At 67.9% G+C, this 24,030-nt stretch carries 21 protein-coding genes; 12 read left to right on the top strand and 9 right to left on the bottom strand.

What is annotated here, in order from left to right; all coding sequences use genetic code 11:
* The 6 genes from VF167_16880 (at position 1) to VF167_16905 (ending at position 7,275) form a co-directional block, all read left to right on the top strand.
* Entirely contained in the window at positions 1 to 2,487 is a 2,487-nt protein-coding gene (locus tag VF167_16880; protein ID HEX6927101.1) for a M56 family metallopeptidase, read from the top strand.
* A 192-nt stretch (positions 2,488 to 2,679) separates the two neighbouring features.
* A complete protein-coding gene (locus VF167_16885; protein ID HEX6927102.1) occupies positions 2,680 to 4,485 on the top strand; it encodes an AAA family ATPase in 1,806 nt (601 codons plus the stop codon).
* Between the two features lie 46 nt (positions 4,486 to 4,531).
* Positions 4,532 to 5,116: a DinB family protein gene (locus VF167_16890; protein ID HEX6927103.1), complete on the top strand. Its 585-nt coding sequence runs from the start codon at positions 4,532 to 4,534 to the stop codon at positions 5,114 to 5,116.
* A 369-nt stretch (positions 5,117 to 5,485) separates the two neighbouring features.
* The gene (locus tag VF167_16895; protein HEX6927104.1) at positions 5,486 to 5,815 is read left to right on the top strand and encodes a hypothetical protein; all 330 of its coding nucleotides are present in this window, start codon (positions 5,486 to 5,488) and stop codon (positions 5,813 to 5,815) included.
* Positions 5,800 to 6,642 carry an arginase family protein gene (locus tag VF167_16900; protein ID HEX6927105.1) on the top strand — a complete coding sequence of 281 codons (843 nt, stop codon included), beginning with the start codon at positions 5,800 to 5,802 and terminating at the stop codon, positions 6,640 to 6,642. Before VF167_16895 ends, VF167_16900 begins: the two co-directional genes overlap by 16 nt.
* A 45-nt stretch (positions 6,643 to 6,687) precedes the next feature.
* On the top strand, positions 6,688 to 7,275 hold the full coding sequence (locus VF167_16905; GenBank protein ID HEX6927106.1) for a DinB family protein: 588 nt from the start codon (positions 6,688 to 6,690) through the stop codon (positions 7,273 to 7,275).
* A 60-nt stretch (positions 7,276 to 7,335) separates the two neighbouring features.
* Here VF167_16905 and VF167_16910 read toward each other — a convergent pair whose 3' ends face one another.
* Together VF167_16910 and VF167_16915 are read right to left on the bottom strand one after the other, a co-directional pair.
* Positions 7,336 to 8,829, bottom strand: coding sequence for an RtcB family protein (locus tag VF167_16910; GenBank protein ID HEX6927107.1), 1,494 nt, complete (start codon positions 8,827 to 8,829; stop codon positions 7,336 to 7,338).
* Positions 8,830 to 8,850: 21 nt separating this feature from the next.
* Positions 8,851 to 9,750 (bottom strand): universal stress protein, encoded by a 900-nt coding sequence (locus VF167_16915; GenBank protein ID HEX6927108.1) that lies wholly within the window; start codon positions 9,748 to 9,750, stop codon positions 8,851 to 8,853.
* 313 nt (positions 9,751 to 10,063) lie between these two features.
* On the opposite strand from VF167_16915, the gene VF167_16920 reads away from it, so the two are divergent.
* From VF167_16920 to VF167_16930, 3 genes are all read left to right on the top strand, one after another.
* Positions 10,064 to 10,516, top strand: a complete 453-nt coding sequence (locus VF167_16920) for an Hsp20/alpha crystallin family protein (protein ID HEX6927109.1) — start codon at positions 10,064 to 10,066, stop codon at positions 10,514 to 10,516.
* Between the two features lie 359 nt (positions 10,517 to 10,875).
* A complete protein-coding gene (locus tag VF167_16925) occupies positions 10,876 to 11,589 on the top strand; it encodes a CDP-alcohol phosphatidyltransferase family protein (GenBank protein ID HEX6927110.1) in 714 nt (237 codons plus the stop codon).
* 7 nt (positions 11,590 to 11,596) lie between these two features.
* The gene (locus VF167_16930; protein HEX6927111.1) at positions 11,597 to 12,952 is read left to right on the top strand and encodes a nicotinate phosphoribosyltransferase; all 1,356 of its coding nucleotides are present in this window, start codon (positions 11,597 to 11,599) and stop codon (positions 12,950 to 12,952) included.
* A gap of 74 nt (positions 12,953 to 13,026) precedes the next feature.
* Here VF167_16930 and VF167_16935 read toward each other — a convergent pair whose 3' ends face one another.
* Genes VF167_16935 through VF167_16945 form a run of 3 tightly spaced genes read right to left on the bottom strand, consistent with a single transcriptional unit; the run spans position 13,027 to position 14,898 of the window.
* A complete protein-coding gene (locus tag VF167_16935; GenBank protein ID HEX6927112.1) occupies positions 13,027 to 13,482 on the bottom strand; it encodes an archease in 456 nt (151 codons plus the stop codon).
* Between the two features lie 14 nt (positions 13,483 to 13,496).
* Positions 13,497 to 13,958 (bottom strand): YbhB/YbcL family Raf kinase inhibitor-like protein, encoded by a 462-nt coding sequence (locus VF167_16940; protein ID HEX6927113.1) that lies wholly within the window; start codon positions 13,956 to 13,958, stop codon positions 13,497 to 13,499.
* Complete coding sequence (locus tag VF167_16945; GenBank protein HEX6927114.1) at positions 13,891 to 14,898, bottom strand: hypothetical protein; 1,008 nt, start codon at positions 14,896 to 14,898, stop codon at positions 13,891 to 13,893. Before VF167_16945 ends, VF167_16940 begins: the two co-directional genes overlap by 68 nt.
* 313 nt (positions 14,899 to 15,211) lie before the next feature.
* Between VF167_16945 and VF167_16950 the strand changes: the two genes are divergently transcribed.
* The 3 genes from VF167_16950 to VF167_16960 all read left to right on the top strand — a co-directional run bounded on the left by VF167_16950 (position 15,212) and on the right by VF167_16960 (position 19,124).
* Positions 15,212 to 15,760: a CBS domain-containing protein gene (locus VF167_16950; protein HEX6927115.1), complete on the top strand. Its 549-nt coding sequence runs from the start codon at positions 15,212 to 15,214 to the stop codon at positions 15,758 to 15,760.
* Positions 15,761 to 15,944: 184 nt separating this feature from the next.
* Positions 15,945 to 18,086, top strand: a complete 2,142-nt coding sequence (locus VF167_16955; protein ID HEX6927116.1) for an Ig-like domain-containing protein — start codon at positions 15,945 to 15,947, stop codon at positions 18,084 to 18,086.
* 63 nt (positions 18,087 to 18,149) lie between these two features.
* Positions 18,150 to 19,124, top strand: a complete 975-nt coding sequence (locus VF167_16960; protein ID HEX6927117.1) for an RluA family pseudouridine synthase — start codon at positions 18,150 to 18,152, stop codon at positions 19,122 to 19,124.
* Here VF167_16960 and VF167_16965 read toward each other — a convergent pair.
* The 4 genes from VF167_16965 to VF167_16980 all read right to left on the bottom strand — a co-directional run bounded on the left by VF167_16965 (position 19,115) and on the right by VF167_16980 (position 24,016).
* Positions 19,115 to 19,321 carry a hypothetical protein gene (locus VF167_16965; GenBank protein ID HEX6927118.1) on the bottom strand — a complete coding sequence of 69 codons (207 nt, stop codon included), beginning with the start codon at positions 19,319 to 19,321 and terminating at the stop codon, positions 19,115 to 19,117. The genes VF167_16960 and VF167_16965 overlap by 10 nt on opposite strands.
* Positions 19,322 to 19,383: 62 nt before the next feature.
* Complete coding sequence (locus VF167_16970; GenBank protein HEX6927119.1) at positions 19,384 to 20,418, bottom strand: MBL fold metallo-hydrolase; 1,035 nt, start codon at positions 20,416 to 20,418, stop codon at positions 19,384 to 19,386.
* Positions 20,419 to 20,447: 29 nt separating this feature from the next.
* Positions 20,448 to 22,502 carry a M13 family metallopeptidase gene (locus tag VF167_16975; GenBank protein ID HEX6927120.1) on the bottom strand — a complete coding sequence of 685 codons (2,055 nt, stop codon included), beginning with the start codon at positions 22,500 to 22,502 and terminating at the stop codon, positions 20,448 to 20,450.
* Between the two features lie 38 nt (positions 22,503 to 22,540).
* Complete coding sequence (locus VF167_16980) at positions 22,541 to 24,016, bottom strand: trypsin-like peptidase domain-containing protein (protein HEX6927121.1); 1,476 nt, start codon at positions 24,014 to 24,016, stop codon at positions 22,541 to 22,543.
* Positions 24,017 to 24,030: the final 14 nt, after the last annotated feature.

Below are 24,030 nucleotides of genomic sequence, written 5' to 3' on the forward strand. Positions count from 1 at the left end.
ATGGAGTGGGCGGGTACCCTGTTGACGGGCGCAGCGATCTACCTGCTCGTCGTGATGCTGAAGGCGACGGCCATCCTGGCAGTCGCCTGGCTGCTTGCAGCCTCCGCCCCGAAGAGCTCGGCGGCTGTCCGCCACGGCATCTGGGCGACGGCGCTGGTTCTCGTCGGCCTGCTCCCGCTCGCGACTTCCTCACTTCCGCCGCTGGCCGTCCATCTTCCCGCGTTCGTGCGCGAGGGAGCCCAGGGGTCGACGCCTCAACCGGCATCGGTTGCAACTTCTGGCGCGACTGCCACGGCGGACGTTGCTGTCTCCACCAGTGAGTCGGGGTCGAGCGTTCTTCCGAGCTCTGACGGCGCCGCGGCCTCCGACCCATCCCCGCTCAATCGCTGGCCTCTCCTGCTGCTCGTGCTCTGGGTGGCAGGGACGGCCGCACGTGCGGCCTGGCTTGGCGTTCAGCTCCGGCGCGTCCGGCGGATGGTGGCCGAGGCCTCTCCGGTCACGCAGCTCTCGCCTCCAGCCAGGGCCGCCCGCCGAGCGGCGGCGACTCTCGGCGTGGGCGGGAGCTTCTCCTTGCGGGAAAGCGCTCGCGTTCCGACACCGGTCACCTGCGGCCTTTTCCGCCCGGTGATCCTCATCCCTGAACGGTCACGCACCTGGCCCGAAGAGCGCCTGCGTGTGGTGCTGCTCCACGAGCTCGCTCACGTCAGGCGCCGCGACTATCTCTCTTCCCTGCTCGCCGAGCTGGTGTGCACGGTCTACTGGCCGATTCCGCTCGTCTGGGCCGCCCGGGCTGCCATGCACGTCGAGCAGGAGCAGGCGAGTGACGACCTCGTGCTCGCCGCCGGTACGCCCCCGCTGGAGTATGCCGATCAGCTCCTCGCCGTCGCGAGGTCGTTGCGGCCTAGGGATGCCGCCCTCGCCGGTGTGCTCGAGATGGCGCGACCGGCCGGGCTCAGGTACCGGGTGAAGACGATCCTGGACACACGAACCCGTCGGGTGCCCCTGGTCTCCCTGCAGGGCCTTGCGACCCTCTCCGCTCTGTTGCTCTGCGCCGCTCCGCTGGCCGCCCTGCGACCCGCGGAGGACGGTGGTGTGAGCCTGGAGCCGGCCACCGCGCTGGAGACGGACGCCGTCGCTGCCGAGACTCCCACACAGGAGCTCTCGGTTTCCGCTCCGGCTGAGCCGGTCTACTTGTGGATCGAGGCGGAGCATGGAGTTCTGCTCGGAGGTCTCGCGACGGCAGAGGATCTCGAGGCATCCGCGGGACAGTTCGTCGAGCAGGCGCGGGAGCGCGGTGGCGGGGAGGTGCGTCTCTCGCTTCACCTGCCGCGTGCGGGCGACTACCGGCTGTGGATCCGGACCGCGTTGGCGGAAGAGGACTCGCCGCCTCGGCTGTCGCTCGACGGAGCGACGCGGCTCGCGCTGGACGGCGCCGAAGTCATCGACGCGTCTGGCTGGCGGTGGTCGCGGGCGGAGATGGCGGAAGATGGGCCCGTGCGGTTGGGAGCGGGCGTGCACACGCTCTCGATCCAGAGCGAGGCTCCCGGAGGTCGGATCGACCGCGTCCTTGTCACCACCGACGCGAGTTACCTCCCCTCCGGCACCGGAGCGGCGCCGCGCGATTTCGCCCCGATCTATCGCTGGGTAGAGATGGTTCCGGGTCCCCTGTCGGAGCCTCTCGAGCTGGAAGTGGAGGTCCCCGCCGCCGGGCAGTACGTCGTGTGGGGTCGAGTGAGGGGTGCGAGCGTCGATGCCAACTCGTTCTTCCTCTCCGTCGACGACGGCCCGGAGGTGATCTGGGACGCACCCCGACAGGTTCTCGACGAGGAGGAGGGGCGCTGGGTCTGGGATCCGGCCAGCGCACGGGACATGAACGGGCGCGAGGTGGACCCGCTCCTCTTCGACCTCGACGCGGGCAAGCATTCGATCCGCCTGACACCCAGGGAGCCGTCTACCGGGATCGGCGGATTGTTGGTCACCAACGACCTGGCGTTCCGTCCACAGGGTCGACCGCCGGGATCTCCGCCGGTCGACATCTGGCTGGAGCCCGAGAGTGCGAGCCCCGGAGACGCGCTGCGTGTTCAAGCCGCGGACGGAAGGCGCGAAGGATACCTGGAGGCGGTGCGCGATGGCCCCGACCGTAGCGAGCCGGACGGGCAGGTGCCCGCCACGCTCGTCTTCACGCTCCCCAGTCCGGGCATCTACACCCTCTGGGCTCGCACCGTGGCGCGATCGCAAAGCGAGGACTCCTTCTGGATCCGGGTGAACGGCGGCCGATGGATGCGCTGGAACGGCATTCCTACCAGTTCCGAGTGGCGCTGGTCGGCCGTGCACGATGGCGACGAGGGAGAGGCTCCAATCCAGCTCGCCCTGCCGGCTGGGGAGAACCGGATCGAGATCGCGCGGAGGGAAGGGGGCGCCCGGATCGAGCGCCTGCTGGTCACTAACGACGAGCACGCGAGCCCGGTCGCCCGACTGGCCGAGTGAGCCCGCCGACGGAACGTCGTCCGGCCGCCCCGGTACAACGCCGTTACCGAACAACGTGAAGCAGGACCCTCTCTCCGGGCTCAGTCCTCCCGGAGCAGGGGGCGTGTTTTCTCCTTTTTTTGCTGAGTGCCCGTAGTTGTGAAGCACCTGATTTCCCGCTCCAGAGAGCTGATTGCCACACCCCGTAGGCGCGTGGCGATTCTGCTGGGCATCCTTGTCTCCGCAGCGGTTCTGCTGGCGGGCCTACGGATCGTGGCGCAGAGCCCCCCGGAGGCACCGTACTCCGCTGTGGCGTCGGCGCTGACCGCCGGCACCGTCGAAGAGGTGGTGGTGGGCGAAAGCGGATCGCGGCTCAGGGTCACTCTCTCCGAGCCCCTCGTGGTGGGCGAGCGAGAGGCAAGCGTGATCGACGTGCTGGTACCGGGTCGCGCGGTGACGCTGGAGGACATGGAGCGGTGGGCGGCTGCGGGTGCCCAGGTGCTGGTGCGTGGCGAATCGGTCGGAAGTCGGGTGGGGCGAGGCGTGGGGCTGGCGCTGATCATCGGTCTGGGTGTGTTTCTGCTGTTGAGAGTGCAGCGGGGGGCGTTGGCTTCGCGCCGCTTCCGGACCGCGCCTGAGGATCGGAGACTTACGCTGGCGCAGGTGGGAGGAGCGCGCGAGGCGCGAGCCGACCTGGCTGACGTCATTGCGTACCTCTCCGATCCGGCTCGCTTCCAGGCCATGGGTGCGCGCTGCCCGAAGGGTGTGCTCCTCGTCGGCCCGCCCGGCACGGGGAAGACCCTGCTGGCGCGCGCGGTGGCGGGGGAGTCGGGTCGGCCAGTGATCATCGCCTCCGGCTCGGAGTTCACCGAGATGTACGTCGGGGTGGGAGCGCGCCGGGTGCGTGATCTCATCAAGCAGGCGCGGGCCAAGGCGCCGTGCATCGTCTTCATCGACGAGTTCGATTCGCTGGGTGGCCGCCGCGGCCGTCCGAATCGAAGCGGGGAGGAGGAGAACACGCTGAACCAGCTCCTCGTGGAGATGGATGGCCTGAGCGGGAACGAGGGGATCGTCTGGATGGCGGCGACCAACCGCGAGGACATGCTCGATCCCGCCGTGCGGCGGCCGGGCCGCTTCGACCGGGTGGTCGAGGTGGGGCTACCGGTTGCGTCGGACCGACTGGAGATCCTGCGGATCCATGCCGCCCGTCGCCCGATGGCGAAAGACGTGGATCTCGAGCGGCTGGCTGCCCTCACCGTGGGGTATTCCGGGGCGGATCTGGAGAATCTCCTGAACGAAGCGGCCATCATCGCCGTGCAGAGGGGGAACACGGAGATCACCGCCGAGGATGTGGAGCAGGCGCGTGACAAGATCGCGCTCGGGCGGATCCGGGCGGGCGTGGAGGTGAGCGACGAGGAGCGCCGGCTGGTTGCGCTGCACGAGGCGGGGCACGTGGTCACTGGTGTGATCGCCTGCCCGCAGGACCGGCTGCACAAGGTGACGATCGAGGCACGGGGCCGCTCGCTTGGCGCGGCGCACTTCGCTCCGGACACCGACCGCCACCTCTACTCCCGCAGCTACCTGGAGGGTATCCTGGTGAAGGCGCTGGGTGGCCGTGCGGCGGAGAAGGTTTTCTTGGGAGAGGATGCCGTGACCTCCGGGGCCGGCGCCGACCTGGTGCACGCTACCCGGGTCGCGCGACAGATGGTCGCCGAGTTCGGGATGAGCGAAGAGGTGGGCCTGCTCAGTGCGTCGCCTGCGGCCTTCGATGGCGCCCCGAGCGGCGACCTCCAGGCCCGCATCGATGCGGCGGTCCGTTCGCTGCTGAGCCGGCAGATGGACCGAGCGGAAGCGATCGTGCGTGAGCACCGCCAGGCAGTGGACGCCCTGGCCCGGGCGCTGGTGCGTCGTCTCGTGCTGGAGGCGTGGGAGGCTTATTCGATCCTGGCCCTGCACGGGGTAGAGATTCCGGGCACGGTCCTGAAAGCGGCCTCCAAGGAGGGTCGGGCGGCGGCCTGAGTCCCCCTTCAGCCTGTCCCATCTTGCGGAAGAAGGAACGGGCATCGTGGCGACGGCGGAGCTGACGCAGCGCGCGCTACTGGAGGATTGTGCGCGCGAGCTGGAAAAGATCAGCGAGGAGGCGCGCCGTTTGGCCGGGTCGCTGAGCGAGGAGCAGCTGCGCTGGGTTCCGCCCGACGGTGGGTGGAGCGTGGCCCAGATCTTCGATCATCTGGCCAGGGCCAACGGCTCGTACCTGCCGGGGATCCGCGCAGCGATCGCCCGCCAACGCGGCGATAACACCGCCCGCTCCGGCGCGCCGTGGAAGCCTACCCTATTCGGGCGGATGCTGGTCCGCTCGCTCGATCCATCCTCCACCCGGGCACTTCCGGCGCCGCGCATCTGGCGCCCCTCCACCGAGGCCTCTCCGCGCGCCCTGGAGGCCTTCCTCGAGAGCCAGACCGCCATTGCCGAGCTGGTACGCGACGCCGAGGCTATCGACCTCAATCGTGCTCGCCTTTCCTCCCCGGCCAGCCGGTTCATCCGCCTCAACGTCGGTGACGCTTTCCGCGTCTTTGTCGTGCACGACTGGCGACACCTGGGACAGGTCCGGCGCGTGATGACGCGCGCGGGGTTTCCGGCTACTGGCTAGTGCGGCTCAGTCGGGCAGCTCAATAGTAGAGTCCATATCCCACCGAGATATTCGGCCCCGGCCGGGGGCGAACCCACCAGCCGCATCAAGGTGGCTTACCGGTGCACCTCGTCCTTGCAATCGTCTTCGAACCCGCTATTCAGCGCACGAAACGAAAATTTAGACGATACGGAATCTTTCGCGGCTACATTGTTCGACGGCGCCGTGAACGGCAGGGCTTGTGTGCTCGAGATAGGAGGGGGTAGGGGACGGAGGCACGCCTGGCGGGGGTGTTGAGGCGAGCACGGATCCTGCGCGGAAGGTCTTACCCCATGCTCGACATTCACCGGAGAGATCTCACCACCGATGGACTTGACCCGTACCGCGCAGATGCACAATCTCAGAGACTTTCGCCCCGACGTCCGACTCGCGATCGAGCAACTCCACCGAGCCGGTTTCGATGGCGAGGCTTACGTGCTCGCGTCGGCGCTGGAGGGGGCCTACAGCTCCGCGCTGGAGATGGTGCAGGCGATCGCGGGTGCCGTCCGACGAGTGGAGCGGACTCTGGGGGCCGACGCCCCGCGAGAGGTCCGTGCTTCCTTCCGGCGAGCGCTGGAGGAGGTGGCGCGGGTCGTTGTCGTCCTGGGTGCGAGCCAGCGCGACCCTGGTGACGCGGGGACGCTTGCCCCTCCCGACGCATCGCCGTGCTCATCCAGCTGATTCTGGTCGACAACGATTCGGGTCGGACGGCAGCCCGCATGGGGCGCGGCCCTGAACAGATCCTGGGGGGTGGCGCGGCCGAGCGACTTCGCTCGGTCGGGCACCAGGTGGAGACGATCCGCGTCGAGTCGCGCGATGCGTTTCCGCTCGAGATCGCCACCGGATTCGAGCTGGCGCGGAGCCTGGCCCGACAGGTCCGGATGGCGACGCGCCAGCGAAGGTTCCCGATCGTGCTGGCCGGCAACTGCCTGGCGTCGCTCGGGGTTGTCGCGGGATATCCTCCCGGGCGCACCGGGCTGGTCTGGCTGGACGCGCACGCGGACCTGCAAACCCCTGAAACGACCGCGAGCGGCTTTCTGGACGGGATGGCGCTCGCCACGATCCTGGGCCTTTGCTGGACGCGCCTCGCGACCTCCCTTCAGGGATTTCGGCCAGTGTCCGCCCCGGACGTGCTCCTGCTCGGTGCTCGCGACCTCGAGGAGGCGGAACTGCGCAGAATCGAGGATCTGGGGATCTACTGGCGGGATGCGCGCGGCTTGCGCGGCGACTATGCCGGCGTCAGGGCGGCCCTGGAGGAGCTCGGCAGCAGGGTCGATCACGTGCACCTGCACGTCGACCTGGACGTGCTCGATCCGGAGGCCGTCGCTCCGGCGAACGCCTTCGCCGCGCCTGACGGTCTGCGGCTGGAGGAAGTGATCGGCTTGGTCGGGGACGTCCACGCCCTCGGGCTGGGTTCTGTGACCCTGTCGTCCTACGATCCCGCCGCCGATCCTGAGGGTCGCATCGTGGACGCAGCGATTTCGATTCTGGAAGCCATCTGCCGGTGAACGCTCGCCGGCTCTTCGCACCGCTAACCACAAAGCGAACGGTCCATGGCCATGCCCTTCGCGCTGACCCCTCCCGAAGCGGGCGAGTTCGCGCCATCCTTCGGCCGCTACATCGACATGGTTCGCGGCTCCGACCTGCGCGAGGTCCTGGCCTCGCAGCCCGACGCCCTGCGAGCGACGGGGGCCGGCCTGTCGGAAGGCGAAGCCCTCCGTCGCTACGCGGAGGGGAAGTGGAGCGTGAAAGAAGTAGTCGGTCACCTCAACGACACCGAGCGCGTCTTCTCCTACCGCGCCTTGCGCATCGCCCGGGGCGACGCCACTCCGCTGCCCGCCTTCGATGAGAACGCCTACGTGGAAATGGCCGGGTTCGACCGCCGCCCGCTGGGTGACCTCATCGACGAGTTTGAGACGGTACGCCGGCAGACGCTGTCGCTCCTCGCCGGGCTCGACGAGGAGGGCTGGCGCCGCATCGGGGTCGCGAGCGGAAAGCCCATCAGCACCCGCGCGCTCTTCTACATCACCGCCGGGCACGCTCGCCATCACCTGCGCCTGCTCGAAAGCCGCTACGGGCTGCGAATTCCCGACAGCGAACGCGGAGTCACGGCGGATCCGCCCTACGAGACGGCCGGATAACGTAACCCGGATCAGGCCGGATGGCGTAGCGCAGTGCCGCGGCGGGAGTGGGAGTGCACCTCAGCCTTTGAGCACCCCCAGGGGCTTCAGGCGCGCGACTTTGCGGGCAATTCCGGCGCGGTGCACCACCTCTACCACCTCGGCTACGTCCTTGTAGGCCTCCGGTATCTCCTCGGCCACCGTGGCGAAGGAGGCGGCGCGCACTTCGACGCCGCGTTGGCGGAACTCGTCGCGCAGGTTGCGACCCCTCACGGCTTTCTTCGCCTGGTTACGGCTCATGCGGCGGCCGGCCCCGTGGCAGGTGGAGCCGAAGGTCTCTCGATAGCCCGTCTCGGTTCCCACCAGCACAAAGGAGTAGCGCGCCATATCGCCGGGGATCAGGACCGGCTGCCCCAGCTTGCGGTACGCCTCCGGGACCTCGAGGTGGCCCGGCGGGAAAGCCCGGGTGGCCCCCTTACGGTGCACGCAGAGGCGGCGAGCCTGCCCGTCTACCTCGTGCGTCTCCCACTTGGCGATGTTGTGCGCCACGTCGTAGACCAGCGAGATCCCCAGCTCCTCCCACGGTCGCTCGAAGACGCGCGCGAAGGCCTCGCGGACGCGGTACGCCATCATCTGGCGGTTGCCGAAGGCGAAATTGGCGGCGGCGTTCATCGCCCCCAGGTAGCGCTGCGCCTCCGGGGAGTCCAGCGGCGCGCAGGCGAGCTGCCGGTCGGGAAGCTCGATCCCGTAGCGTACCGCCGCCTGCATCATCGTGTGGAGGAAGTCGTCGCAGACCTGGTAGCCGAGTCCTCGGGAGCCGGAATGGATCAGAACCGTGACTGTGCCGGGCTGCAGGCGGAGGCGCTCGGCGGCCGCCGCATCGTAGACCTCGTCCACGCACCCCACCTCGATGAAGTGGTTGCCCGATCCCACTGTCCCGAGTTGGTCGCGCCCCCGTTCCAGCGCGCGGGGGCTCACCTGCTCGGGATCGGCGCCAGGAAGCGCACCGCCCCCTTCGATGTGGGCCAGGTCGTCCGTTGTGCCGAAGCCCCGCCTGACGGCCCAGCCGGCCCCCTCCACCAGTACCGCCCGCACCTCCGCGTCGCTCAGCTCGAATCCGCGGTAGTGGCTGCCCACGCCGGCCGGAACGTCGCGCATGATCTGGTTCATGAGCGCCTCTAGCCGGGGTCGCACCTCCTGCTCCGTGAGATCCGAGCGCAGCAAACGCACGCCGCAGTTGATGTCGTAGCCGACGCCGCCCGGGCTCACCACACCGCCCTGCTCCGGGTCGAAAGCCGCCACCCCGCCGATGGCGAAGCCGTACCCCCAGTGGATGTCCGGCATGGCGAGCGAGCGCCCCACGATGCCCGGCAGGCAGGCGACGTTGGCGACCTGCTGCACCGCCGGGTCGCGGCGGATGTCTTCGATGAGCACCCGATCGGCGTAGATCAACCCCTCCACCCGCATCTTCCCCTGCCGGGGGATCACCCACCGATACTCGTCGAGCTGCCGCAGGTCAGGCACCTCCGTGCCACGGGTGTGGACTTCCGCCGTCGGATCGCGAACCACGCTCATGCTTACCTCCCTCTGCTCAGCCTACCCGCCCCTGTCTTCCTCCGCTCGGAGTCGCGGTGGCACGATCAGCACCGAGCACTCCGCACGGCGCACCAGCCGGGTGGAGACGCTGCCGATCAGCAGGCGCCCGAGGAATCCGCGGCCATGCCGGCCGGCGGTGATGAGCTCCACCTCGAGTCGCTGGGCCAAGCGCAGCAACTCGGGGGCCGGCTCTCCCTGCAGGGCGTGCGTCCAGATGGTTGCCCTGCCCGTGGCCGCGAGCTCCCGCCGACGCTCCTCCAGACTCGCCCGTACACTCTCCAGGGTGCGGTCCAGCCAGTCGCCCGTCATCAGCCCGGCATCCGTGGGAGGCATCCGCAGGACGTGCGCGAGGTGCAGCTCCCCGCCGGGCTCCAGCAGGTCGAGCGCCCAGATTCCTGCCTCACGGCTGAGCTCGCTGAAGTCCTCCGCAACCAGCGCCCGCTTCGGAAGGTTCCGTGCCTCGGGGTGCGCGGCGAGTACCGGGGCATGAGCGAGCTGCATCACCCGCAGCGCCGTCTCTCCGCCGGACCAGCGCTCGGCGCGACCATGTTGGCCCAACCCCAGCAGGATCAGTGCGGCGCCGTGCTCGCGCGCCGTGTCCGCGATCACCTCGGCGGGGGAGCCTACCTCCACCTTCACCCTCCAGCTCCGCGCCTTGCTCCCTAGTTCGGCAAGTTGAGCCTCCACGGCCTCCCGGAGCCGCTGCATGCCGAGCCGCTCGAGCTCGAGCTGGATTTCGGCCATCCTCTCTGGAGCCGCAACGTCGTAGAGCAGTAGCGGTTCCTGCACCGCGAGCACGAGCGGAGACCGCATGCCTCTTCTAACCAAGCCGAGCGCCAGGTGCAGCGCTCCCCTCGCCTCGTCGGTGCCGTCCGTCGCCACCAGCAGATGTCTGTCCATGGCCGTCCTCCCGAGTGCACGCCACTACCGACCGATTCTGCTTCAACTTGCACATCGCTTGCGGTAGAGCCATCGGGGAGATCCGGACTCCCCTGTCGGGGAGAGCCGCCTGAACTCCGCGGCTCGTCGGGCGCCACTCTACCCCGATTTCCATCTGCAACACCCGGGCTGAGAGGAGGCCTGTAAGCGATCGAAGATCTCCCCACATGAAGTGCCGGCCCTCCCCGACTGAAGTCGTTCTGTGCACACGGCAACTTGGGCTGTCGGGGGCAATGGCGCCCCCGGTATAGAGCACCTTTTCCAGGAGGTCAAAATGGCACTGGTGAAACGCAACGATTTCCCGCTACGTGGGCCTTTTCAGGAGTTGGCGGACCTGCGGCGGCGCATGTTCCAACTCTTCGAGGAGCCTTTTGCGCTACCGACGTTCCGCGAGCAGGTGGGCTGGATGCCCGACGTGGACATCGTTGAGACCGACGGGGAAATCGTGGTCAAGGCGGAGCTGCCGGGCATGAACAAGGAGGACGTGGATGTCGAGATCGACGGAAATGTCCTCACCCTCAAAGGGGAGAAACGGGAAGAGAAGGAGGAGAAGGAGAAAGAGCGGTACCTCTACGAGTGCAACTACGGCGCTTTCCAGCGCTCCTTCACGCTGCCTACGGAGGTGAACGCCGACGCCGTGAAAGCCGAGTTCAAGAACGGAGTGTTGAAGATCACGCTCCCCAAGACCGGCGAGCCGCGCGGTAAGAAGATCAACATCGCCGGCTGATCTCGGCGCCGGCGATTCGATCCGTACCCGGTCGTTGCCGGGACGAAAGCGATCGCTGAGGCGATCGCGCGCCGTCACGAGGAGCTCCGGGCCATCACCCGGCGAGAGGGGATCCTCTGGCGGACACTCGAGCCCCGGCGTCCTGCCGGCTGATCCGGCGGACGGGGGCGGTTGGACGGAAACCCGGGCGTTTCACCGTTGAGCGGGTGGAGCGCCCTTTGCTCGTCCGCCCTTTGCAGGGCGAGGGTAGTAGAAGTTTGACGGCCCTGAATCGATACTGGCCGGCGCGGATTTCGCTTGATAAGGTTTGCTGCGAAGCGTAGGAAAGTGTGCGCGGTACCCACGATCAGGAGGTTGTCATGAGGACGGATTCCGGGACCTGCTCCCGGGAGCCGGAGGACCCGGTCCTTGACCGGATTGAGCCAGTGCCTGTGCCGCTCCGGCAGCAGGACGTCGAGCCTGTAGATCTTCCGCAGTCCTTCTGGAGCTCGCTCCCCAACGGGCTCACTCGCTTTCGCCTGGCAAGCGTTCCTTTCCTCTGGGTCCTCGCGCTGCTGCGCGAGACCACCTGGCTGGGCGTCGGCGTGGCGGTGGCCGCGCTCACCGACGTGTTGGATGGGCCGCTAGCACGACGCCTTCGTCGGACCACCGCTGGCGGTAGCAGGCTCGATTCCATCGCCGACCACACCCTCACCGCCTCGCTGGTCCTGTGGCTCGTCTGGCTTCGTCCCGAGTTCTTCGTGCAGCAATACCCTCTGCTGGCCGCCTGGGCCGCGGTCGGGCTGACTGCACTCCTGGTGGGGTGGGTGCGGTTCCGGAGGATCGGGGACCTGCACCTCTACTCAGCCAAGGTCGCCGGAACCGTCGGCTATCTCTTCGCCATCTGGCTGTTGTTGTTCGGCACCTACAGCGTGAGGATCTTCTACCTCGTCATCGGGATCTGCATCCTAGCCTCGGCCGAAACCCTCCTCGTGGTGTCGACCCGCTCGAGAGTGAGCGAGCACCTCGGGTCGATCTTCCTGCGGTCTCCGCGTACTCCCGCGGATGGGACGGCAAGCCCATCGCGCCATTGACGGGAACATGCGCGACTCCCTCTCCGATCGGATGTCGGTGAACACCGCTCTCTTCACCGACCTGTACGAGCTCACCATGCTCCAGGCCTACTGGCGGGAGCAGATGATCGCGGAGGCCGTCTTCAGCCTGTCGGTGCGTCGGCTTCCGGAGGGGCGCAACTTCCTGCTCGCCTGCGGCCTGGACGACGTCCTGACGTACCTCGAATCGCTGCGCTTTACCGAAGAGGAGCTGGGCCACCTGCGCAGCCTCGGTCTCTTCGAAGAGGGTTTTCTGGAATGGCTGCGCGGCTTTCGCTTCACGGGCGATGTGTTCGCGGTGCCGGAGGGAACGCCGGTCTTCGCGGAGGAGCCCCTGCTAGAGGTGGTGGCCCCCATTGCGGAGGCGCAGCTGGTCGAGGCGTTCGTCATGAACCAGGTCCACCTGCAGACCGTGCTCGCTTCCAAGGCGGCGCGCGTGGTCCACGCCGCCGCCGGTCGCAGGGTGGTGGATTTCGGCATGCGGCGGATGCACGGCACGGACGCCGCGTTGAAGGCCGCGCGGGCCTTCCACGTGGCGGGGGTGGACGCAACGAGCAACGTGCTGGCGGGCGCGGTCTATGGCATTCCAGTCGCCGGCACGATGGCGCACAGCTTCGTGCAGGCCTATGAGCAGGAAATCGAAGCTTTCCGGACCTTTGCCAGGCTCTATCCCGAAACCACGCTGCTCGTAGACACCTATGACACTCTGGAGGGCGTGCGCCGGGTGGTGGAGCTCGCGCGCGAGCTAGGCGACGATTTCCGCGTGCGCGGGGTCCGACTGGACTCCGGCGACCTGGGGGACCTGGCCCGCGGAGCGCGAAAGATCCTGGACGATGCCGGCCTGACGCAGGTGGAGATCTTCGCCAGCGGTGGCCTTGACGAATTCGAGATTGCGGAGCTGGTGCGGCAGGGCGCGCCCATCGACGGCTTCGGCGTGGGGACGCGCATGGGGGTAGCCAGCGATGCCCCGGCGCTGGACATCGCCTACAAGCTCTCCTCCTACGCCGGGAAGAGTCGGCTCAAGTTCTCACCCGGCAAGCGGATCCTACCGGGGCAGAAGCAGGTCTTCCGCATGGAGGACGACGGGCGGGCGGTTCGGGATGTGATCGCCCGGTGGGGAGAGGATCTCTCTGGCCGCCCGCTGCTGCGCCAGGTGATGCGCGGTGGGAATCGTCTGCCAGATCTGGGGGGTCTGGACGAGGCGCGGGCACGCGCCCGGGAGGAGATCACCCGACTGCCGGACACGGTGCGCGGACTGGATCCGGCCTCTCCGCCTTACCCTGTGGAGCTGAGTCCCCGGCTTCAGGCCCACCTGGAGGAGATCACCCGGGCGTCGGGAGGGTAGTGCCCGATTGGCGACGAGAGGTTGGCGTTGGCGAAGCGGCGTTCCACGGAGATGGATCGGCGGGCGCCACCCGGCTAGACGTCGAAGACCACCCGCGCCCGCCACTCTCCCTCGGAGGACGTCACCTCGAGGTCGTGGTAGGTGACGCCCTTGATCTCACGGACCCCAGGCCCTGCGTCGCGGCAGCGGATCCGTCCTTCCAGCCGTTGCGGAGAGAGGTGGTCGAATTCCACACCGCTGTAGGCGCACCCGCCGACCTGATACAGGTACAACAACTCCCGCAGCCACTGGACTAGCAGCGTGTCCGCATCGACGGCCTCCAGCGAGATCGGCCGCGCTTCCGAGTCTTCCGAGCTCGACCCCGCTGGCGGCGAGGTGTCCTCCATCAGCGCCAGCATGCCGGCCGCGGCACGGCGGAAGAGCTCCTCCAGCGAGGGTGCGCGCACCAGGAGGCCGAGGTCGGCGGTGTGTTCCATCGCCTCGACCCCGACGGGAAGATCCGGGGCATGCTCGGGCGGCTGAGATTCCATGCTCCTCTCCTGGCTCACCCCCGCTGATACGTGCCCACCAGCGTTGCCTGGGCGAGCACGTGTCCCTCCATCGCCCGTTCGATCGCCTGTTTGGTGGGCGTGCCCAGGTCGCCGAGGACCGTGTCCAGGGCGTACAGCTTGTGGAAGTAGCGATGTCGGCCGATGGGTGGACACGGGCCGCGATACCCGACCCTCTTCCAGTCGTTGAGACCCTCGCGTGCGCCGGCAGGGACGCTGTCCTCGGGCAGCTCATGCGTATCGGCCGGCACGTCGTAGAGCACCCAGTGCACCCAGGTCGTCTTGGGCGCGGCCGGATCGGGCGCATCCGGATCGTCGACGATGAGGACGAAGCTGCGCGTCCCTTCCGGGGCGCCGCTCCAGGCCAGCGGCGGCGAAATGTCCACGCCGTCACAGGTGTACTGCGACGGAATCGGCCCGTTCGGTGTGAAGGCGGACGAGGTCAACGTGAGGGACATGACTTCCTCCGGGTAAAGGATCCATCACGCCGGTGCGCGGGGCCTCCCGGCGAAGAAAGGGAAAGTGGCTCAACGTGCTGTCAGCCAGCTCCCGCATCACCTCCAGCTCGTCGGGCATGAGGTGGTCTTCCGGGAGCCAGATCTGGCGCACCGGTGGACCGGCTGCCCGAGCCAGCCGCAGGGCCGCCTCCCGCGGCACCTGTTGGTCGTACAGGCCGTTGATCAGCAGGAGCGGGGTGGGTGAAATCCTGCCCACGTGCCGCGCAGGCTCCAATTCGCGGAAGTACCAGGCGAGAAAGCCCGCGGTCAGTCCGCGCAGGAGACGATTGCGCACCGGCAGGTTGGTGCGGAAGAGGAGGGGGAGCCCGCCGCCGCCGAAATGCAGCGCAACGCCCCGGAAGATGCTATCCGCGCCCGCGGGTGTGGCGAAGGGCACCCCGAAGCTGACCCCGACGAGCGCGATACGCGCGGAATCCACCTCCGGCATTCCGGCCAGGAAGCGGGCCGCCCCCCTCAGGATCCCGGGCATGGCGGAGGCTGATCGACGGATCCCGGGCAGGCGCTGCAGCAGGGTTCCGAGATCGAGACCTTCCGGGAAGACCTCCGGGTACTCCACTGCCAGCACCGCCACCTCGAGCGGACCGGGGATTACCGAGGCTGCTTGCCTGCCTGTCTCTCGACCCGCCACCAGGACCACGCCGGGCACCTTCCCGCCAGCCATCCGCTCGCCCGTCGGCAGACGCAGATAGGCCTGGACCGTATCTCCCCGCGTGTTGGCAAAGACCACGCTGAAGAGCCGCTCGCTCGAGTCGGCCTGGACGAGCTCCTGTCGCACGGGCTGCAGGACCTCGAGCCGGGTCACTGGAGGCGTGCATCCGCCCGCGAGCCCGATTGGCAGCAGAAGCCCCGTCCAGCTTCGTAGTCGTTGGTACCTGGGCACCGTCGTCTCCTTGCTTCCGCAGCCGGCGCAGGTTCCAGACCGGTGGGTGCGGGGAGGCAGGGGGTCGCGGGGAGACAGGGAGACAAGGAGGTGACAAGGTGACGCTGGTGGCTTAAGCCGAGATACCTTCCCGCTCAGGCAGCCTCCCCGCGGCCGGTTCACCGCAGCCGCCCTTCACCCGTTCACCTTGTCACCTTGTCACTGCTTGTCTCCGGTCCCCACCTCCCGCCCCCCACCTCCCCGGCGCACCTCATGCTGGACATTCCACTACACCCGTCACCCCACCTGGGACCGCTTTCGGAGGAGGAGCAACATGTCTGGAATCGAGACGCTCGAAGCTCTTCGGGTTCGCGATCTGATGCAGACGGAGGTCGTCACCATCGGCCCCGACGCCACTGCTCGCGAGCTGATGGAGCTGTTGGACTACTACGAGATCGGCGGGGTACCGGTAGTAGACGCGGAGGGACGGGTGCTCGGGGTGGTCTCGGGGCGCGACCTGATCCGGTTCGCCGCCGAGCGGAACGAAGCGCCGGCCTGGTATCTGCCCGAGGAGCCGGAGCCGAAACTGGGCGGCTACTTCCATCCCGATCGGGTGAGCACGACGCTTCTGCGCCGCCTGGAAGGCATTCTGGAAGGAATCCTCGTGCGCGACATCATGACCCCGGCGGTCTTCAGCGTGCGCGAGGGAGCCACGATTCCCGAGCTTGCGCGTTTCCTCCTGCAGAGCGGCGCGCATCGCGCCCTCGTGCTGGACGACGGACAGCTGCGGGGGATCGTGACCACGACGGATATCCTGCGCGCCCTCGCGGGTGAGGTGGAGAGGCGCGACGCTTCTCCTCCCGAGGCGCTGCAGTCGCCCTGAGGAGATACCTTGAGAAGGAACAAAGCTGATACCCGCAGGCGCTCAACGCCGAAAGTCCCAAAGAGGCAGCTTCTGTCGGGGAAGCGGGGCTTTCCAGCCGGCGTGCGCGCCGCCGCGATCTTCCCCGGCTACCGAGGAAGAGTGCAGGACGCAGCGGTAGACCAGCATGCCGGATGGAGGCTCGATGATGCAGTATAAGCCGTACCGGATCTTACTCGTCGGAGTCTGGACCGTCCTCGCCGCTTGCAGCGACAGCGTCGGGCCGGAGCCGGAGCCGACTATCTCGCTATCTCCAGCCACCCGATCAATCGAGGTGGGCGAGTCCTATCAGGCCTCCGCCACGGTCGACGATCCTTCGGGCAAGCTGGATTCTACCGCTGTGGTCTGGGAGAGCCTGGATACAGCCATCGCCAGCGTGACCGCCACGGGAGTGGTATCGGGGCGCAAGCCGGGCAAGGCGCGCATCGTCGGGTCCGTCTCGAGCGCGTCGGACACCATTCAGGTGGAGGTCCTGCAGACACCGGCGTCGATCGAGATCAAAGAGGTGCCCACGCTCGGCCAGGGGGACACCGTCCGGCTGGAGGCGACGGTAATCGACACGGAGGGCGACGAGATCTCGCCTCCGATTGGTTGGAAGGCGATGCCCTCCAGCGTCGTGCGCGTCGACTCCGCGGGCCTCCTGATCGCCGTGGGGGTGGGCCGCGCGGTTGTGACGGCGAGTGCGGGCAAGGTCTCCGCGACTATTGCCGTCGAGGTGCGCGCCGCCTCCAAGCCTGTTGAGTGCGAGAGCGGCGGCATCAGCATGTCCGTCGGGGAAGTGCGCAACTTCGAGGGCGCTGGCATCCTGACGCTCTGCCTCTCGGGCGGCGCGCAGTATGTGCTCCAGGCAGTCAATGCGGATAGCCTGGGCGCGACAGCGGCAATCAGCGGGGAACGGCTTGCGACGCCAAGCGTGAGCGGGCAGGAGCAGGTTTTCGGCGCCCGCACGCTCTCGGCCGCGGCGCGCCAGGCGCTGCCCATCGACCGGGAATTCGAGAGCCGACTGCGGAGGAAGGAACGTGAGCGCCTGTCCCCTGTCGGCGCGCGGGCGGGCGGGTTGGGCCTGACCCGCCAGCGCGCCCTTCCGTCGCTCGAGGTGGGAGACCTTCTCGACCTCAGCACGTCCACCGACTGCGAGGCGCCGTCCGTGCGCATCGGGCGCGTCGAATTCGTGGGCGAAAGGTCGATCGTGGTGGCGGACACCTCCAACCCGGGGGACTTCAGCCGGGAGGTCTATGCCCGCTTCGGAGTACTCTACGATACCCTCCTGCACCCCGTCGTCACGAGCCACTTCGGCGAGCCGGCGGGGATGAACGGCGAGACCCGCGTGGTGATCTTCTACACCCGCGCGGTCAACGAGCTGACCCCGGAGGGGAGTGAAGGGTTCGTGGGAGGGTTCTTCTGGGCCGGAGACCTGTTCCCGCGGGAGACCTGCGCCGGCAGCAACGAGCGGGAGATGTTCTATATGCTTGCGCCGGATCCCGAGGGCACCATCAACGGGAACGCTCGCAGCATCGATTTCGTCGAGCAGGTAACCGCCGGCACGATCGCCCATGAGCTTCAGCACCTCATCAATGCCTCCCGACGAATCTTCGTCAACGAGGCGACGGTGTGGGAGGAGCCTTGGCTGAACGAGGGGCTCTCCCACATCGCTGAGGAGGTAGTATTCTACCACGCTTCCGGGCTCACGCCCGAGCGGAACCTGGACTCCTCCGATCTGAGGGCCAGCGAGCGTACGGTCGATGCGGCGAACCGATACGCCCTTGCCAACCTGCTCCGCCTCGACGTCTATCTGCGCGACGTCGAAGCGGAGGGGCCGTTCCAGTCGGATGAGGACCTGGCGACCCGCGGCGCGAGCTGGCACTTCCTGCGCTATGCGCTCGATAGACACGGCGGCGACGTGCAGACTCTGCTCTCCGAGCTGGTGGATTCTCCCACCGCCGGTCTCGAGAACCTCGCCAACGTGTTCGGTGTCGATCCGCGGGATTGGTTCGCGGACAATGCGCTGAGTGTCTTCACGGACGACCACGTGATCGGTGTAGACAGCAGGTATACGCACCCCAGTTGGAACGTCCGCGACGTGCTGAATCTGCTGAACCCCGACGGCTACCAGCTCCAGAGTCGTGAGCTCGGGCCAGACGATGCCATGACGTTGCAGCTCGCCCCGTGGGGGAGCGCGTTCGTCCGGGTGGAGGTGCCTACTGGGGAGGTGGGGAATGTCCAGATCGGAGACGAGGACTCGCCCCTTCCGAGTCGGCTGAGGCTTCAGCTCGTGCGCACTCGCTGACGGCAGGGAGCGAGTGCGAAACGAATATCGCAGGGCGGCTGCACTCGGCCGCGGGATACGCCTATGAGCCGCCCTGCGCGTGGCCGGGGCCGTTCCTCAGAACGAGGACGGAAAGGGGACGTCTGGATTCGCCACATCGTGTCGGAAGCGGAGGCGGGGCGCCCTCTCCAGGAGGTTCTGATCAGGAGTGTGGGGATCTCGCGGCGGATGCTCCAGCGCTTGACGCGCACCGGTGGACTTCTGGTGAACGGACGGGCGTCCTATCTGAAGGGTCCGGTTCGCGCCGGGGACGTCGTGGCCGTTCGCATTGCGGGGGAGGAGGATCCCGGCCTCTCGCCGGTGCCGATGGAGCTGGCGATTGCCTTCGAGGACGAGCATCTGCTGGTCGTGGACAAGCCGGCCGGTCTGCTCGTCCATCCCGTCCGGGTGCAGAGCGAGCCAACTCTGGCGCACGGCATCATCCATCATCTGCTCAGCGGCGGCGTGCGCAGGCGTGTTCGACCTGTCCACCGACTGGACAGAGGAACGTCCGGCCTGCTGCTGGTGGCTAAGCACGCGTTCGCGCATCAGGCGCTCGACCGTCAGCTACGAAAGCGACGACTCAGGCGCGAGTACCTGGCGCTGGTCCACGGGGCCACCCTGCCGAGCGAAGGGGAGATCGACGCGCCCATCGGTCCGCACCCTGAGGACCCGAACCTGAGGGCGGTGGCAGTGAAGGGAGGAGATCCCGCCCTCACCCGCTTCCGCGTGCTCGAGCGCTACACCGACGCGGCGCTCCTCCGGCTACAGCTCGAGACCGGCCGGACTCACCAGATCCGGGTGCACCTGTCTCACCTGGGGCACCCGGTCATCGGGGACGCACGCTACGGCGGAAGGCGGCTGCCATCGGGCCGGCAGGCGCTCCACGCGGCCTACCTTTCCTTTCGACACCCCATTTCGGGCAACAGCATCGAGCTGCACGCACCGCTGCCGCGCGAGCTGGAGGACCTGAAGAGACAATTGCGGGAAGGCTCGGCGGAGGCCGAGTCTCAGGGGTGAGCGAAGTCGATTCCTTCCGAGGGACGTCGCCGCTGGGGTCCGCGATCAGACCAGGTGTAGCCGCACAGCCGGCAGGTCCACACCTCCGCCCGAATGTCGCGGCGCGAGCTGGAATCCGCGCGGGTCGCGGCTCGAGCGGCTCGACAGATCCCTTCGTGGCCGCAGGCGGGGCACTCGCTGGGGCGGATCGAGGGCATGGCGTCCTCCGGGCTGTATGGCGGGGTGTCAATCAGCAGTGTACCCACGCCGCCAAGCTCGATCAAGGATCAAGGCGCCTCGGCCCCCCCGCGAGTCCCTCCAGGCTCCAATCAGCGCGGTTCGTCCACGTGTCCCCATGCCGCGCAATCCACAGGTCGGCTTCCTTCTGACCGGCTGAGATCCAGGCCTCACGCAGGCGTCGGGGCGGTTCGAGCGGATCTTCGTCGGTGAGTCGGAAGGTGCCCCAGTGCATGGCCCCCAGAACTCCCCGACCCCCCAGTTCGAGGTATGCTCGGACGGCCTCCTCCGGGTTCATATGCGCCTGGCGCATGAACCAGCGCGGTTCGTACGCTCCGATCGGCATCAGCACCAGGTCGAAAGGTCCTGTGCTCTGCCCGATCTGTTCGTACCCGGGGAACCAGCCGCTGTCTCCTCCGAAGTAGACGGCGAACCCATCGTTCGCGCGCAGGGACCAGGATCCCCAGAGGCGCTGGAAGCGGACAAAGGGTGAGCGAGAGCTCCAGTGCTGCGCGGGGAGGCAGCGAACCTCGAGCTCACCGAGGGTCGCCGTCTGCCACCAGTCCAGCTCCACCAGCCGCCGCACGCCGCGTCGCCCGAACCAATCCGCGTAGCCGAGCGGGGTGAACCAGGTGATCTCGTCGCCATACCGCCTGACGAGTGCCCGGACTGTGGGATCGTCCAGATGGTCGTAGTGGTCGTGTGAGAGCAGAACCGCGTCGATCGGGGGAAGGTCCTCGAAAGGCACGCCCGGCGGTGTGAATCGCTTCGGCCCGGCGGCACGGAACGGGGAGGCGCGCTCACTCCACACCGGGTCGGTGAGGACGTTGAGCGGCCCCACCTGCAGCAGAAAGGTGGAGTGACCGACCCAGGTGGCGGTCAGCGTGCCGGGCCGCGCCCGCGGGTACTCGATGCGAGGGCGCCCTCGCGGGAACGCATCGGGCGCGGGGTCGGGCGGGAGCTCCTGGCGTCGCCGCTCCCACCACCAGCGCAGGACGCTCGGCTGTCGGTCACCGTTGGCCGTGGGCCACGGATTGCGGAAACCGCCCCCGGGGCGGTGGTGCGCGGGCGCTCCCACCGCCTTCTCGGGACGAACAGGTGCGTGGACTACCAGATTTTTACCCGCTCTTCGGGCGGCAAGTACATCCCGTCGCCGGGCTGGACGTTGAATGCCGCATGGAATTCGTCGAGATTGCGGAGCACACCGTTGACCCGGAACTCGCCGGGCGAATGCGGATCCGTCAACAAGCGCTGCCGCAACGCTTCGTCACGGTAAAGGGTCCTCCAGATCTGCGCCCAGCCGAGGAAGAAGCGCTGATCGCCGGTGAGACCGTTGATGACGGGGGGCTCCTTCCCCCCGAGTGAGCGCTGATACGCGTCATAGGCCACCGCGAGCCCGCTGAGGTCGCCGATGTTCTCCCCGAGGGTCAGGCGTCCGTTGATGCGCATCCCGTCGAGCGGCTCGTAGGCGGAGTACTGCTCCGCCAGCCGGTTCGCCCGCGCCTCGAAGGCCGCGGCGTCCTCGGGAGTCCACCAGTCGCGCAGGTTGCCGTCTCCGTCCGATCGGCGACCCTGGTCGTCGAAGCCGTGACTGATCTCGTGCCCGATCACGGCCCCGATGGCGCCGTAGTTCACGGCGTCGTCAGCCTCCACATCGAAGAAGGGGGGCTGCAGAATCGCCGCGGGGAAGACGATCTCGTTGAGGGTGGGGTGGTAGTACGCGTTGACCGTCTGAGGCGTCATCGCCCACTTGTGCTCGTCGATGGGCTGGCCCAGGTCGCTGATCATGTCCTCGAACTGGAAGCGCCTCGCCCGCATCACGTTGCCGACCAGGTCGCCGCGGCGGACCTCCAGCCCTTCGTGCTCGGGCCACACCTCCGGGTAACCGATCTTCACCCTGATCTTGGCCAGCTTCTGCTGGGCCTCCTCGCGGGTGGCCGGGCTCATCCACTCGAGCTGGTCGATGCCGTCACGGAACGCAGCCAGGAGGTTCCGGACCAACTCGTCCATTCGCTCCTTCGCTTCCGCCCGGAAGTGGCGTTCCACGTAGAGTTGGCCCAACTGCATGCCGAGAGCGGTCTCCGTAGCCTGCACCCCGCGACGCCAGCGCGGCATCTGCTCGGCCAACCCCTGGAGCGTCCGCCCGCGATACTCGAAGCGCGCTCTGTCGAATTCGCTGCTCAGATACTCCGCGTAGGCGTCGAGGAGCTTGACCGTCAGGTAGTCCCTCCAGGTCTCCAACGGGGTCGTGGCGACCAGGCTGTCCAGCGCCTGGAAGTAGTCGGGCTGACGCACGACCAGGATCGGGGTCCTGTCCGCCTGAAGGTCGGTCAAGAAGGTTGACCAGGAGAAGTGCTCTGCGTTCCTGTCCAGCTGCTCCAATGTGAAGGCGTTGTAGGTTGCCTCGCGGTCTCGGTTACGGGTCCGATCCCAGTGCCGCTCCGCTAGCGCCGTCTCGAAGGTGAGCACTCGCTCCGCCCCGCCTGCGGGGTCGCTCGACCCCACCAGCCGCAGCAACGTCTCCGCGTAGGCCTGGTAAGCCTTTTGCGCCGCGATCAGCTTCTCGTCCTCGCGCAGGTAGTAGTCGCGATCGGGAAGCCCCAGACCCGACTGGCTCAGGTATACCACGTAGCGTGTGGCCTGCCGCGCGTCGAGGCTCACGTACAGGCTGATCGGACTCTGCACGCCGATCTCGGCCAGATGAGCCAGCAGCTCCGGCAGCTCCGCGTGATCCCGCAGCGCTTCGATGCGCTCCAGCTCGGACCGAAGCGGCTGGATTCCGAGCCGCTCGACCGCCGCGGAGTCCATGAAGCTGGCGTAGAAGTCCCCCACCTTCTGCGGAATCGAGCCGGCGGGGTGGCCGGCAGCCGCCGACTCCTCGAGGATGGCACGGAGTGCCTCGCGGCTCCGGTCATCCAGCTCGACGAAGGCGCCGTAGGTGGCGCGGTCGTTCGGGATCTTGGCGGTCTGCAGCCAGCGGCCGTTGGCGAAGCGGAAGAAGTCGTCCTGCGGGCGGATTGACCGGTCGAAAGTCGTCGTGTCGATGCCGTGGAGGCGTGGCGGAGCGTTGACGCTGCTCTGTGCGCTCACCGTCGAGACCGTGGCCCCGAGGAGCAGGCTGGCGAGAAGGGCGCGCCCTGCGCGCCCCATGCGGTCCTTCATCGATGCCCCCTGAAGTGGATCACGGCTTCTCGCCGTGATCAGCGAATGAGGAACTGGGCCGAGCCCAGCTGGCCGTTACGCTCGAAGTACATGATGACGGCGCCGCGCCCCACGCTCTGCAGCGCGGCCGCCGCCTCTTCCGCCGAGCGTATCCGCATGCGGTTGATCTGTAGAATGACGTCTCCCTCACGCAGCCCCAATCCCTGTGCGTTTTCCGGCAGATCGACGATCAGTGCTCCCTGGTCGCTCCGCACTCCACGCTCCGCCTGAATCGCCGGCGTCACAGTGATCAGCTGGAAGCCGTTCAGGGCCTGAATTCGCTCGGCACTGACCGAGGGAAGGTCGGCCGGGACCACCCGGAAGGTAGCGCTCCGCGGCTCGGAGACCACGATCTCCATCGGTTCTCCCACCCGGCTCCGCAGCATCGCCGCCTGCCAGTCCAGCGGAGTGCGGATCTCTCGGCCGGCGGCGCTCGATACCACCATTCCCACGCGCAGGCCGGCTCGGTCCGCGGGTGAGCCCGGCACCACCCGCGCGATACGGACGTCGCTCCGGCGGCGAATCTGGCGATTCATCGGCTCCACGTCGGCACCGATCCACGCGTGCCGCACTGCTCCGTTTTCGACCAGATCGCGAACCACCCGCCGGACCCGGTCGATGGGGATCGCGAAGCCGAGTCCCTCACTTCCACCCCCCTGGGAAATGATCGACGAGTTCACGCCGATCACCTGTCCGAGCCCGTTCACCAGCGGCCCGCCGGAGTTGCCCGGGTTGATGGACGCGTCGGTCTGGATCATGTCGAGGTAGTAGCCCCGCGAGTCGCCGTTGGGAATGATGTTGCGCCCCACGGCGCTCACCACCCCCACCGTGACGGTCGGCTCGGTGTTGGCCAGCAGGAACCCGAGCGGATTCCCGATCGCCACCACCCACTCACCGATGAGCAGGTCTTCGCTGGTCCCCAGGGGAGCGACTGGAAGCGGGCCACTCTGGTTCGTGCTCAGGTCGAGCTGCAGCACCGCCAGATCGGTCGTCTCGTCCACCCCGACGATGGTCGCGTCGAAGTCGCGTCCATCGGGAAGGGTGACGAAGATCTCGGTCGCGCCCCGCACGACGTGCTCATTCGTGACCACCAGCCCGCTCTCGTGGATGATGAACCCGGAGCCCATCCCCGCGCTTTGTTGCTCGTAGCCGTGCGGGATCAAAAGCTGCTCGAAAATGGAGCGGGGCATCACCCGCTCGCGCCGGACAGTGTTCACACTGACGACGGCGGGGCCCACCCGCTCGGCCGCGAGCACGATGGCGTTGCGACGGGAGCCATCCAGCTCCTGTTGGAGCTGGGTGATGCGGAGCGTATCAGTCGCCGGCTCGAGGTCGTCGACGACGCTCTGGACGCGCTCCGTCGGCTCCGCCTGGACCGCGGGGCTGGCGCGGCAGGCCCCGAGGGTCAGGAGAAGGATCAGCGGGAGAGTTCCACCCGCCCGGAGGCTCGTCCTCAGTTCGTGTGCTCTCTTCACGTTGGTGTCCGCGG

The sequence above is a fragment of the Longimicrobiaceae bacterium genome (genome assembly GCA_036375715.1).
In the GTDB taxonomy this organism is placed as follows: domain Bacteria; phylum Gemmatimonadota; class Gemmatimonadetes; order Longimicrobiales; family Longimicrobiaceae; genus DASVBS01.

Excerpts from the sequence above, each read along its gene's own strand:
- VF167_16975 (HEX6927120.1), bottom strand. The coding sequence starts at position 22,502 with ATGAAGGACCGCATGGGGCGCGCAGGGCGCGCCCTTCTCGCCAGCCTG.
- VF167_16960 (HEX6927117.1), top strand. The coding sequence starts at position 18,150 with ATGAGCCGCCCTGCGCGTGGCCGGGGCCGTTCCTCAGAACGAGGACGG.
- VF167_16910 (HEX6927107.1), bottom strand. The coding sequence starts at position 8,829 with ATGAGCGTGGTTCGCGATCCGACGGCGGAAGTCCACACCCGTGGCACG.
- VF167_16955 (HEX6927116.1), top strand. The coding sequence starts at position 15,945 with ATGATGCAGTATAAGCCGTACCGGATCTTACTCGTCGGAGTCTGGACC.
- VF167_16930 (HEX6927111.1), top strand. The coding sequence starts at position 11,597 with ATGCGCGACTCCCTCTCCGATCGGATGTCGGTGAACACCGCTCTCTTC.
- VF167_16920 (HEX6927109.1), top strand. The coding sequence starts at position 10,064 with ATGGCACTGGTGAAACGCAACGATTTCCCGCTACGTGGGCCTTTTCAG.
- VF167_16915 (HEX6927108.1), bottom strand. The coding sequence starts at position 9,750 with ATGGACAGACATCTGCTGGTGGCGACGGACGGCACCGACGAGGCGAGG.
- VF167_16925 (HEX6927110.1), top strand. The coding sequence starts at position 10,876 with ATGAGGACGGATTCCGGGACCTGCTCCCGGGAGCCGGAGGACCCGGTC.
- VF167_16950 (HEX6927115.1), top strand. The coding sequence starts at position 15,212 with ATGTCTGGAATCGAGACGCTCGAAGCTCTTCGGGTTCGCGATCTGATG.
- VF167_16905 (HEX6927106.1), top strand. The coding sequence starts at position 6,688 with ATGGCCATGCCCTTCGCGCTGACCCCTCCCGAAGCGGGCGAGTTCGCG.
- VF167_16940 (HEX6927113.1), bottom strand. The coding sequence starts at position 13,958 with ATGTCCCTCACGTTGACCTCGTCCGCCTTCACACCGAACGGGCCGATT.
- VF167_16880 (HEX6927101.1), top strand. The coding sequence starts at position 1 with ATGGAGTGGGCGGGTACCCTGTTGACGGGCGCAGCGATCTACCTGCTC.
- VF167_16965 (HEX6927118.1), bottom strand. The coding sequence starts at position 19,321 with ATGCCCTCGATCCGCCCCAGCGAGTGCCCCGCCTGCGGCCACGAAGGG.
- VF167_16895 (HEX6927104.1), top strand. The coding sequence starts at position 5,486 with ATGCACAATCTCAGAGACTTTCGCCCCGACGTCCGACTCGCGATCGAG.
- VF167_16935 (HEX6927112.1), bottom strand. The coding sequence starts at position 13,482 with ATGGAATCTCAGCCGCCCGAGCATGCCCCGGATCTTCCCGTCGGGGTC.